This is a genomic window from Mycobacterium kubicae, from assembly GCF_015689175.1.
Taxonomy (GTDB): Bacteria; Actinomycetota; Actinomycetes; order Mycobacteriales; family Mycobacteriaceae; genus Mycobacterium; species Mycobacterium kubicae.
In genome coordinates this window covers 2,739,208-2,751,371 of the sequence record NZ_CP065047.1, presented here as the reverse complement: position 1 = coordinate 2,751,371, position 12,164 = coordinate 2,739,208, and the positions used below count along the sequence as shown (strand labels likewise).

8 protein-coding genes are annotated in these 12,164 nt (G+C 63.4%); 4 read left to right on the top strand and 4 right to left on the bottom strand.

All coding sequences use genetic code 11. The features are described 5' to 3' along the window. The first annotated feature begins 108 nt into the window (after window positions 1–108). Window positions 109–1,011, top strand: coding sequence for a M48 family metallopeptidase (locus I2456_RS12825; protein WP_068158979.1), 903 nt, complete (start codon window positions 109–111; stop codon window positions 1,009–1,011). A 21-nt stretch (window positions 1,012–1,032) separates the two neighbouring features. On the opposite strand, the gene I2456_RS12820 is transcribed toward I2456_RS12825, so the two are convergent. Then, the gene (locus I2456_RS12820; protein ID WP_068027498.1) at window positions 1,033–3,663 is read right to left on the bottom strand and encodes an FHA domain-containing protein; all 2,631 of its coding nucleotides are present in this window, start codon (window positions 3,661–3,663) and stop codon (window positions 1,033–1,035) included. A 311-nt stretch (window positions 3,664–3,974) separates the two neighbouring features. Between I2456_RS12820 and I2456_RS12815 the strand changes: the two genes are divergently transcribed. Continuing rightward, window positions 3,975–4,208 (top strand): hypothetical protein, encoded by a 234-nt coding sequence (locus I2456_RS12815; RefSeq protein WP_068027276.1) that lies wholly within the window; start codon window positions 3,975–3,977, stop codon window positions 4,206–4,208. 31 nt (window positions 4,209–4,239) lie between these two features. Here the strand turns inward: I2456_RS12815 and I2456_RS12810 are convergent, their stop codons facing one another. Then, complete coding sequence (locus I2456_RS12810) at window positions 4,240–5,268, bottom strand: alpha/beta hydrolase (RefSeq protein ID WP_085074163.1); 1,029 nt, start codon at window positions 5,266–5,268, stop codon at window positions 4,240–4,242. A 280-nt stretch (window positions 5,269–5,548) separates the two neighbouring features. On the opposite strand from I2456_RS12810, the gene I2456_RS12805 reads away from it, so the two are divergent. Together I2456_RS12805 and I2456_RS12800 are read left to right on the top strand one after the other, a co-directional pair. Continuing rightward, complete coding sequence (locus I2456_RS12805; RefSeq protein ID WP_085074164.1) at window positions 5,549–6,646, top strand: ferredoxin reductase; 1,098 nt, start codon at window positions 5,549–5,551, stop codon at window positions 6,644–6,646. A 15-nt stretch (window positions 6,647–6,661) separates the two neighbouring features. Next, window positions 6,662–8,068 (top strand): fatty acid desaturase family protein, encoded by a 1,407-nt coding sequence (locus I2456_RS12800; RefSeq protein ID WP_068027267.1) that lies wholly within the window; start codon window positions 6,662–6,664, stop codon window positions 8,066–8,068. An 11-nt stretch (window positions 8,069–8,079) separates the two neighbouring features. Here I2456_RS12800 and I2456_RS12795 read toward each other — a convergent pair whose 3' ends face one another. Both I2456_RS12795 and I2456_RS12790 read right to left on the bottom strand, forming a co-directional pair. Then, a complete protein-coding gene (locus I2456_RS12795) occupies window positions 8,080–10,224 on the bottom strand; it encodes a molybdopterin-dependent oxidoreductase (protein WP_241007984.1) in 2,145 nt (714 codons plus the stop codon). Between the two features lie 140 nt (window positions 10,225–10,364). Then, on the bottom strand, window positions 10,365–11,855 hold the full coding sequence (locus I2456_RS12790; protein ID WP_139823154.1) for a wax ester/triacylglycerol synthase domain-containing protein: 1,491 nt from the start codon (window positions 11,853–11,855) through the stop codon (window positions 10,365–10,367). Window positions 11,856–12,164 lie beyond the last annotated feature (309 nt).

Below are 12,164 nucleotides of genomic sequence, written 5' to 3'. Positions count from 1 at the left end.
ACCAGCGGGCGCCCCAAGAATCCGTTGAGGATCCTTCAAGCGCGGTCGCTCACCCTGAATCGTCCGAGAATGCCCGTACCCGTCCAACTCAGGAGTCCGAGAGCAGCTATGGCCATCATGGATTCGCCGACCCACCAGTATCCGCACTTCCCAGCCGCCCCCTACCAGGAGCGGCCCAGGCGTCATCCGTGGGAGATCGGGCTCCTCGTACTGGTCATCATGTCCAGCGTGGTGCTCTACCTGGTAGCCGCTGTCGTCGTGTTGTCGGGCAAAGCCGGCCTGTTGTGGCTATCGGTCCTGGCCACCCCGATCGTGCTGTTTCTGGTGCGCGGATTGACCTACGGGCAGCAACGCGCCAACGGAGTCAAGATGTCCCCGACCCAGTTTCCGGAGGGCTATTGGCTGGTGGTCGAGGCGGCCCGGCGCTTCGGTCTCAGTGAGGTGCCGGATGCATATGTGGTGCTGGGCAACGGGCTCATCAACGCCTTTTCCAGCGGTCACGGCTATCGCCGCTATGTCGTGGTTTACAGCGACCTGTTCGAGATCGGCGGTCAGGCCCGTGACCCCGAAGCGCTCGCGTTCGTCATCGGCCACGAAGTCGGACACATCGCCGCCGGCCATGCGTCGTACTGGCGGCAGCTCAGTCAGCTGGCGATGAAGATTCCGTTCCTGGGACAGTCACTGTCGCGGTCGATGGAGTACACCGCCGACAACTACGGTTACGCGTTCCGTCCGGAAGGCGCGCGTCGGGCCATCGGCGTGCTGAGCGCCGGCAAGTATTTGCTGCGGTTCGTCGATTTCGACGGCATGGCCGATCGGGCCGGCTCGGAGACGGGCTTCTTCGTCTGGCTGGCCAACATGTTGGCGTCGCATCCGGTGAACACCTGGCGGGCGGCGGCGCTGCGTAACCGAGCGGTCGCCGGCGCGTTGTTCTTCCGGCCCAAGCCCCCGGTCGCGCCGCCCATGCCGCCGCAATGGCCTGGGCCGCAGAATGCCGGCTGGGTGCGCTGACCACCTGGCGATCTGGGGTGATCAGCCGCCCTTGAGGCGAATCTTCCAGCGCACGAAGCTGAGGTAGAAGATGCTCAGTACCACCAGCATGGCCATGTCGAATGTCCAGGCGCCGGCCGTGTGCTTCCAGTGCGAGTCCTTCGGGACCTGCGGAACAGGACACAATGTCGTCAGGTCGATGGTGGAAGCCGATGTCGCGAAACCCCACCTCGCCGGGGTAGCCCAAGACATCTGATCGAGCCCCAGACGGTTGGTGACCGGGATCATGCCGCCGGAGAACACCAGCTGCGACATGACGGCCACGACGAGCAGCGGCATGATCTGCTCATTCGACTTGGCCACCGACGACAGCACCAATCCGAGCATGGCCGACGCTACGGTCGTTGCGGCGATGTCGACGTACAGCTCCAGCGCTGGGCTGCCCAGGACGACGGCCGCGGTCTTCGGACCGGGCTTGCCCAGTAGCGCGATCACGGTCACGATGGCCGATTGAATGAGCGCGAGAATCGTGTACACGCACACCTTGGCCAGCAGGTAAGCGGTCGTCGACAACCCAACCGCCTGTTCGCGCAGGAATATAGCCCGCTCGCCGATCAGGTCGCGGATGGTGAGCGCCGTTCCCATGAACACCGCACCGACATTGAGCAGCACCAGGATCTGCGCCGGCTCGGTGGGTGCTTCACTCGTCAGTGGCGGGGCATTAAAGCCGACGTCGCCGGGCACCGACATCGACAATGCACCCATGATGAACGGCAGTATCGCCAAGAAGATGAAATAACCGCGGTCGGAGATGATCAGTCGCAGCTGACGCCTGCCGATCGTGGAGAACTGCCGGAACAGGCTGGTATGTGAGGGGTCGCCCAGCTCGGCCGGCTGCTCCATCGGCGGCACGGGCGGCGGCGGACCGGTGCGCGCCAGATACCGAGCCTTGGCCCCGTCCGGGTCCTCAGCGACCGAGCTGAAGATGTCAGCCCAGTTCGTCGTGCCCATGGCAGGACCGATTTCCCGGGGCGGGCCGCAGAACGCTGTCTTACCGCCGGGCGCCAGCAACAGCACCTGATCGCACACGTCGAGATAGGTCAGGGAGTGGGTGACCACCAGCACTACACGGCCGGCGTCGGCCAACTGCCGCAACATCGTCATGACCTGCCGGTCCAACGCCGGGTCCAGGCCGGACGTCGGCTCGTCCAGGATCAGCAGGGACGGCCCGGTCAGCAGCTCCAGCGCGACCGACGCACGCTTGCGCTGACCGCCGGAGAGTTTGTCGACGCGAGTTTCCAGGTGCTTGGTCATTTCCAGCTCTTCGAGCACCCGAGCGACCACCTGCTCGCGGTCTTCCTTCGTAGTGTCCGGCGGCAACCGCAGTTCGGCGGCGTACATCAGCGCCTGCTTCACGGTCAACTGACCGTGCACCACGTCGTCCTGCGGCACCATCCCGATCCTGCTGCGCAACGAGGCATATTCGGAGTGCACGTTGTGGCCCTCGAACATGACCGTGCCGCTGGTCGGGTGCGTGTATCCGGCGACGAGTCGAGCGAACGTCGACTTGCCCGCACCGGACGGGCCGATCACGGCGGTGAGCATGCCGGGGCGGGCCGTCAGCGAGATGTTGTCCAGCAACGTCTTGTTGCCCTCGATGGTCCACGTCACCCCGCGCACGTCCAAGCCGCCGGTGCGCGTCTCGAGCAGACTCTCCTCGCGGCGCGACAACGCCCCGTTGGCGAAGACGAGGTCGATGTTGCCGATGGTGACCACGTCGCCGTCATGCAACAGCGCCGACTCGACGCGGGTGCCGTTGACGAAGGTGCCGTTGATGCTGCGGTTGTCCCGGATCTCGGTGCCGGTCGCCGTCGGAACCAAGGTGGCGTGATGGCGCGACGCCAAGACCTCGGGAATGACGATGTCGTTGTCGTCGGCGCGGCCGATCTTGATCGCGCCCGGCGGCAGATCGCCGGCCTTGCCCGGGCGCAAGATCTTCATCATCGAGGTCGCGACGTTTCCGGCCGCGGTGTTGCTGCGCGGCGCCACCTGCGGCGCTGGGGATACCGCAGGACCCTGAGGCAGGTTCGACGACGATCGGTAGATGTGCGGGGCCGACTGTGGTCCGCTTTGCGGCCGGACCGGTTGCGGCCCAGACGGGTACCGCGGTTGTTGACCCGAAGGCGGAACCTGCTGCGCTCCTGTTGGCGGTGCCGGGATCCGCGCGGTCGACGGGTGCTGTGGCGGCTGGCCGTAAGGCTGCGCGCCGGTCTGCGGCGGGCCCTGGGTGGGATACGAACCGCTGGGCAACGGCGGCACTTTCATCGCCGTGGTTGGCGGCGGGCGACCGACAGATCCCTGGTGGCGACCCACTTCGAACTCGAGCGCGGGGCCGTCGGGATTGCCGATGTTGATCCGCTGGCCGTCCTGGATGTCGACGACCGGCACTCGGCGGTTGTTCACATAAAGGCCGTTGAGGCTGCCATTGTCGATGGCCACCCATCGGCCCTGGTCAAACCGCAATAGCAGGTGGACTCGCGAGATCAGCGGGTGGGCGACGCGGACGTCAGCCCGCAGGTCGCGTCCAATGACTACGTCGTGACCTGCTGCGAAGGTGCGCTCGGCTCCGTCATACCGCACAGTCAACGCAGGAGGGGCGGCTATTTGGGTCATCGCGTCCAACTGTATCGGCACCAGCGCAAACTGCGTCGCATACCGGCAAGTATTTCCTGACGATGGCACGGCCAGCCGTTGCTGCGGCGGATTACTCCACGGCATTCCCCGCCGCCTCCGCCGGCTGAAGTGGTGCAGTTGCTGCTGGCGCTTGGTGCGGCGGCGTGTTCGTGGTGTTCGACGGGTGATGGTGCAGCCGGCAAACACCGAACCGTCTTCGAGCGGCTTGGCGGCAGCGTAACGCCGACCAGTCCTGGCTGCCTCTGGCGAAGCCCGTTTTCGATCACGAGGGACCGGGTAACCCGCCGTCTATGCACGAGACCGACGGTGTGTTTCCCGACGACGTGCCCATCGCAGATGCCGCCGAGCAGGAGCGGCCTACGGCGGAGTTCCTGTCGTCGTCGTCCGACGACGACTACGTTGGCCCGCCGCGCGGCGACGTCCCGTTAGAGGCCAATCCTGCTGACTGGCAAGAACAAGAAGAGACGGTGCTCATCGATCCGGAATTGGAAGAGCCCACGCAGTTCGACGCGGACGGGGACTGATACTGGCCTTAATGCGTTGCCGCGCAGGCGGTCATCCCGCAGCCGCAGCGACGTGTTGGCCGGATCCGGCAGTCACTTCCTGAATGAACTCGCCGATGTAGTACACCGCGCGCCGGCCTTCGGGCAGGATGTCGGCCGCGATGGGAAAGTCGTGTATCTGTCCTTCCCACAGGTGCAGATCACAACGAATCCCGCTGGCGCTCAAGCGTTGCGCCATCAATTCGGCATCCGGAAGCAGTAATTCGTCAGAGCTGGCGTGAATGGTGACCGGCGGCATCATCGACAGGTCGGCGTCGACGGGCGCGGTAATCGTATCCGGAGTGATCCCGCGCTTGTCTCGCAGCGGCGCCTCACCCAAGAATCGGGCGAACCTGGTGAACGCGGCACTGGTGAACATCGAGCAGCGGCGCGCGTTGCGGTGCTTGAGTTTTGGCGCTGGGTCGGGGTTGGTGAACGGTGAGATCGCTGCCACTCCCGCGGGTGTGGCCAACCGGCTTTTGATGGCAGACAGCGTGGTCATGAATGCCAGGTATCCCCCGGCAGAGTCACCTGCTACGACGATTCGGTCGCCACCGTAACCGCGATCGTGTAACCAGCGCAGCCCGGTCAGGCCGTCGTCGATCGCATCGGTTATCTGTGATGACGGCAGTTTTCGGTATCCGACGGTGAGGATGGGAGCGTTGGCCGCCTTGGACAGCCGGACGACGAGCGACCGGTGAGTGTTGAGTCCGCAAGTGAGAAACGCGCCACCGTGGAAGTAGAGAATCGCGCGGTTCGACGAAACTCCGGGCGCGCGCACCCATTCGGCGGTGCAGTTCTGTAGCTCAACCCGTTCAATCTTCACATCGGACCACCGGCGGGGCAGCAAGCCGGCCATCGCATCTACGTACTCGAAAGGCCAGGGCACATCGGGCTGCAGGGCCCACACCCGCACGAAGTTCTTTATCAGCAATCGACTGGCCACGGACACGCCCAGCGATTGCGGGCTGTGACGACGATGCACTCGACAATTGATCGCCCCATTGCCCCGCGTGCGGCGCCGGTTCTGCGCTCTGCCCATGACGACTACTCCTAATCCCGGGCTCCCGGGGTACCCGAGCCGTCCGACGGCAAACGAGGGAGGTAATCACCTATGTGTGATCTATGCCACGAATGGGTAGTCAGGTGAAGCAGCTCACCCACGCAGAGCGCACACTGGAGCGGCACGTAGCGCGTGTCAAGCATGATTAGTGAACGCATGTAGTATTCAAACGCGGCCAAGTTTTCAACGTTTAGGCTTGGTAACAAGGGAATTCGCGCGGCCGATTTGTATTCAGTATACGACTGTGTACGATTCGACTATGGCCGAACGCGGAGCTACCCCTCAGGTCCCACGCGGCCGGCGACTCTTTCTTCGCGCGGTGCGGCAACTCTTCAGCCCCCTCAAGCCCGACGACTACCTCGAGATGATCAACCCGCTGTGGACCACCAAAGAGTTGCGGGGCAAGGTCGAGCGGATCGAGCAACAGGGTTCGGAAGCCGCCAGCGTGCTGATCCGGCCGGGATACGAATGGCCGGGTCACAAACCGGGTCAATATGTCCGGTTGGGCGTCATCATCGACGGGCGCTACCACTGGCGCGCCTATTCGCTGACCTCAGATCCCGAACCGGAAGACGGTTTGATCAGCGTTACCCCGAAGAAGGTGGACGGCGGCGCCGTTTCGCCGTACCTGGTTGAGCAGATTCAGCCCGGCGAGGTGGTTCGACTCGGCGAAATCGAAGGTGTCTTCACCCTGCCCGAGCCTCTCCCACCCAAGATGCTGTTCATCAGCGCAGGCAGTGGCATCACTCCGATCATGAGCATGCTGCGCAGCCTCGACCGGCGCAACGAGTTGGGTGACGTCGTCGTCATTCACTCCGCACGCACCCGGGAACAAGTGATGTTCCTCGATGTTCTGGAAGATCTCGACCGCCGCCACGAACGACTGCGGCTGGATCTGCGGCTCACCTCCGAACGGGGGCGCATGTCGCCGCAAGATCTGGATGAAGTGTGTCCGGATTGGCGTGAGCGTGAAGCATTCTGTTCCGGCCCGGGCGAATTGCTCGATGGACTGATCGAGCACTGGGAAGCCAACGCTGATCCGGATTGCCTGCACTATGAGCGGTTCCAGCCCAAGATCGGCGGTGACGGGGAAGCCGGTGAGGGCGGTGAAATCAATTTCTTGGAAAGCGAAACAACGGTCGAATGTGACGGCAGCACACCGATTTTGGAAGCCGGCGAGCAAGCCGGTCTGAAGCTTGCCTATGGCTGTCGGATTGGCATCTGCCATACCTGCGTCGGAACGTTGAAGTCCGGCAAGCTGCGCGATCTGCGCTCCGGTGACGTCATCGAGCCGGTCGGACAGGACGTGCGGATCTGCATCCACACCGCAGAAGGTGACGTCGAACTTGAACTGTGATGGAAAGGAGCGACAGTGACTGCTTCACTGGACAAGCCCATAGAAAAGCCACTGCACCGGCTAACCGAACAAGAGCTGGAAAAGCTCGCCAAAGAGTTCGACGCGATACACGACGAGGTATTCGCCGACCTGGGTGATCGTGATCGGCAGTACATCAAGACGGTCATTTCGGTGCAACGCCAGATCGTGGTGGTGGGTCGAGTGCTTCTCTTGGCGTCGCGATCCAGGACCGCGTGGGTACTCGGTACCGCGTGCCTCGGTATGGCCAAGATCTTGGAGAACATGGAGATCGGCCACAACGTCATGCACGGCCAATGGGATTGGATGAACGATCCCGACATTCACTCGTCGGTGTGGGACTGGGACACCGCCTCGACCGCGGAGGCCTGGAAACACTCCCACAACTACATTCATCACACCTACACCAACATCTTGGGCCAAGATAAGGATCTCGGTTACGAGATCATGCGCATCGATCCCGCTCAGAAATGGCGACCGGCCTACCTGGCGCAGCCGCTGTACAACCTGCTGCTCACCGTTTTGTTCGAGTGGGGCGTAGCGGTACACGACATGGATATCGAGGCAATCCGCCGTCGGGAAAAGCCATGGTCGGAAGTGCGTAAGGACCTCAAAGGAATTCGGCGTAAAGCCCGTTCGCAGATCCAAAAGGACTATGTCGGTTGGCCGGTAATCAGCGCGGGCGCCTTCGCGCTGGCGCAACTGGCCCTGCGCGGCCGGCTCGAACAACCGGAGCAGTCACGGATCGGCCGGCGGCTTCGCCGGATCTCCAGCACTGGCCGGGTGGGGGCGACGGCGAATCTTCTCGACCGGTTCCTACCTGGGGTAGAAAGCACCTACCTGCGCACTCTCGCCGCCGATGCGCTGGCCAACGTCATCCGTAACGTGTGGGCGCACGCCATCATCTTCTGTGGGCACTTCCCGGACCAGACCTACACCTTCACCCAGGAAGAGGTCGAGAACGAGACGCGCGGTGGTTGGTATGTGCGCCAATTGATCGGCGCCGCCAACATCGAGGGCAGCCCACTGTTCCACGTCATCAGCGGCAACCTCGGCTATCAGGTAGAGCATCACCTGTATCCCGACATGCCCAGCAGTCGCTACTCGGAGATAGCGCCGAAGGTCAAGGATATCTGTGAGCGCTATGAACTCCCCTACAACTCAGGGCGTTTCGGCAAGCAGTGGTACACGGTGCATCGCAGCATCTTTCGACTAGCGTTCCCCGGCGGAAAGCCGCGGCCCAAGCCCGGCCCGTACCGCGGGGAGGAAAGGTCCACCGGGACACACGAATCGAGTGAGGCCAGCCGCTTCCGGGACCGGGTTCCCGCCGAGCACCCCGCCGCCGGACCCGAGCACGACGCGACCGGTGTGGAGGTCCAGCCGCCACCACGCGGTAAGGACTGATCGCTCGACGGTCAGATGACCGTCACCGGGATGCCGTTCAGCACACCGTTGCCCGACGGCTCGTCGATCAACGTCGGCGGAGAGAGCACGTTGGTATTGACGCCGGGCGAACCGTTAGCCACCGCCATGCGGGTGCCCGGTTTGCCATGGCCCCAGCCGTGCGGCATGGACACCACACCTGGCTTGATTGCGTCGGTGACCTCCACGGGAACCGAAATCTCGCCGGCTTCAGACTTGACCGTGACGACATCGTCGTCGGCAATGCCCCGCTGGGCGGCGTCGTCGGGATGGATCAGCAGCGTGCACCGCTCCTTGCCTTTCATGAGCGCGGGCACATTGTGCAGCCACGAATTGTTTGATCGCAGGTGTCTGCGGTTCACCAGAACCAGCGGTTCGGCGGGCCGCTCGACGCGGGCGGCCAGTCGCGGCAGGTCATCGAGCAGGTAGGGCGGAGCGAGCCGGATCTTCTTGTCCGGCGTGCCGAGGATGTCGGGCAGTTGCGGCACCATCGGTCCGAAGTCAATGCCGTTCGGGGTGACCTTGAGCAGGTCCAAGGTCAGTCCACCGGGGTGCTCGCCGTACCGGTCGCCGAACGGCCCGGTGCGTAGGGTGAGGTCGAGGATTCGTTGCGGGCCGCCCCGGTCGTAGAGCTTGCGGATCTCGGCGCCATCCAGGCCGCGGGTGAACGCGAGGTAGTCGAAGAAGCCGTCGTCGATCGCCGCGACGTCCACATCCTCGGCCGGCGTGCCGGTGCACAGGCCGGTGAGCCTGATCAGAATCTCCCACTCGTGCGGCCGGTCGCCCGGGTCGAATACCGGCTCGGAGTATTTCGCGAAGCTGCGGATGGCGAACTGCAACACCAAGTCATCGTGATGGGGCTGCTCGAGCGCGGAAAGGCCGGGCAGGATGACGTCGGCGTGTCGTGTCGTCTCGTTGAGCCAAAGGTCAACGGAGATCATCGCATCCAACATGGGCAGCACTTCGTCAAGCTTGTCACCGCCAGGTGTGGAAAGTACCGGGTTTCCCGCGACCGTGATGAGCGCCTTGAGCTGACCGTCGCCGGGCGTGGCGATCTCTTCGGCCATGCACGACACCGGCGCCTGCCCGAGTACTTCCTTGGCCCCGCGCACCCGGGTGTGCCACCGCCCGAATTCGGCGACGCCCCCTTCTAGCCCCGGCAGGGGTTGAGTGGTGATGGACCAGGCCGCCGGCCGGGGGAACATCGCTCCGCCGGGAGTGTCGAAGTGACCGGTCAAGATATTGATGACGTCGACCAGCCAGCTGGCCAGACTGCCGAACTCTTGATTACACAGCCCAATTCGGCCATACACCACAGACTTGTCGGTGCCGGCGAGTTCGCGCGCCAGCTGCCGAATCCGATCTTCGCTGATGCCGGTCGCGGCGCTCACCCGACTCGGTGGCCAGTCCCCCGCGACGTCGCGCATCGTGTCGATGCCCTCCACATGCGGTCCCGGATTGATCAGGTTTTCGGTGAAAAGGGTGTGTGCGATGGCGAGCAGCAACGCGGCGTCGGTCCCCGGCACGATCGGTAGCCACTCGTCGGCATGGGCGGCCGTGACGGTGCGGACCGGGTCGATCACAATCACCTTGCCGCGCTTGCGAATGCCGTCAATCAGTCCCATCACGTCCGGGGCGGCCAGCAACGATCCCTGCGATGCGGCCGGATTGGCGCCCATGATGACCAGTAGGTCAGTGCGTTCGATGTCGGGTACCGGAAAGCTCCACCAGCCGCCGTACATCAGGTGCGAAGACAGATTCTTCGGCCACTGATCGACCGTTCCCGGAGAGTAGGTGATGGGCATCCCGGACATGCCCAGCAGGACACCCGAGTAGCGGGCCAGTGAGAAGGAATGCGCCAACGGGTTGCCGGTGTAGGCGGTGACCGCCCCGATTCCGTACTTGCGGATCACCGGGGTCAGCAGCTCGGTGCAGCGCCGGAATGCCGCATCCCAGCTGACCTCCTGCCAACGCCCATCGACCTTGATCAGCGGACTGCGAATTCTGTCCGGGTCGTGGTGCAGGGCACCCAATGACACGCCCTTCGGGCAGATGTGCCCGCGGCTCCAGACGTCTTCACGATTGCCGCGGATGCTGACGACCTGGCCGCTTTCGACGCGAATATCTAAGCCGCACATCGCTTCACACAGCGGGCATGTATGCAGATAGCTGCCACTTCCGAGGGTTGTCACCCACCCAGCTTATTCCGCTACCGCCGGTAGCGGAAGCAGGCATAGAACGCGATGGTTTGCCGACATCGCGCTCGCTTTGATTATTGCTAGGCGTGTCGCCGCTTCTTCGTGTGTGACGTCATTTCGGTCAGCACTGATGGGCTTACCCCACGCGGTGATTCTTCCGCAGCGGCGACTAGAAGGGCGACTGATTCGACTATGCCAGAGGCAATTTCGTCAACAAAAGGTACGTTGTCCGGGCAAACGCATACGCTGATGTCCACCTCGGACTCGTGAGTGATCAAGGTGATGTTCAAGCCGGCGCGGTCCAACAGCGGCGCTGCGGCATGCAGAGCAGTGACCCTGGCGCCAGCGCAATATAGCGGCATACGCACGCCCGGCAGAATCGAGACAACGCCATGTGAGGCAGGGGCGGCGCGGCACGACAGTCCCAGCCCGTTAGATAGCTGCGTGAAGGCGTGGACAGCGCTTGGGGGGAGCAGGGAAACGATCGACGAGAAATCGCCAAGCGGAGCCAATGTCGATATTTTCCGATTGAGCCCCATTTTCAACTTTTCGGTAGCCGTATGGAGGTCGGTAAGTACTTGAACCGGATCATCGAGCTGCACAGGGAAGCGGAGACTGCCGAAAGCGAAATCGTCACTGCGCCGCGCGAAACAAGAGTCCTGAACCGACAGTGATACCTGTAGGGACAGAGGTTCGTCTGGCACCGCGTCATGACGTTTCAACCAGGCACGCAGGGCGAGGGTGCACGCAGCTAGAACTACGTTATCGACGCTGCCCCCGAACGCGCGCGCCACCTTCTTGAGTTGAGCGAACGGAATCGACGCAAACGCGGTTGATCGCCGATCAGTCAGCGGCAAGTTGAAAGGCGTGCGCGGCAGTGGCCCGCGCATCGATGGCGGCGTGCGCGGAAGCTTAAATGCCGGCCCGTGCAGTCGGCGCAGTACCCCTCGCACAAAACCGGGCATAGCGCCGACGATCAGCCAAGCGCCGGTGACCTGGTTCTCGAGGAGCTCACGCATGGTGTCACCGATGAGTTCACGAGCAGAAGGCTGGTCACCCAAACTGGGTTCGGCTCGAGGGTAGCTGGGGGGATTGTCATTCGGACTAGTCACCAGAAAATGCCGCCAAACCGCAGTTAATCCGGCCGCGCCACCACTTAGCGCAGGCGCCATCTTCAGTGCCAACGCCCACCGGCCGCCGTCTAGGCCATCTATTGACCACATCTGCCAAAGCGGTTTGCGCCGATCCAATGGCTCGGCTGTCAGTCCGGCGATCAGGTCGGTGAAACCGCGCTGGCCGGTCGCGGCCGGAACTGTGGCGCAGCGCAGGTGCGGAGAGGGATCGAAGTCGTGGACCTCTGCCCACACCGGCTGCCCCAACCCCAGCGGCTTGCCTACCACCCGAGATCGGAACCGCGCCATCCGTGGCAGCGACAAACTGAACAGCTCATGTAGCCGAGGATGGCTGAGTTGATCGGAAGCCTCGAGGACCACACACGCAACAACGTGTGCCGGCGCGGAGCTCTCGACGTTCATCGCCACCGCGTCCATATCTGCCAAACGATTGACCATCACCGCGCCCTCTGGTCGGGCGCCGAATTTGCTTGGGACAGCAGCGCGACGATTGCCGAATCGACCGTATGCACAGGCCGCTTAACCGTTTTCCTGCCGAGCAACGGTGGACATCACCACATCCTTCGAGAAGGCGCCGCAACGAGTTATGACATTCACCGTTGGTGGCCGCATCACCCACTCTAGCCCTCTTGGCGGCCATAAGCTCGTCGCGAAGCTGACCTGGCAGCCGCGGATAGTCGCGACGCATGTCACCAACGATGGCTTTTCCTAGCAACAGCCGACTGCGGGTGCGACAGCGAATCGCAG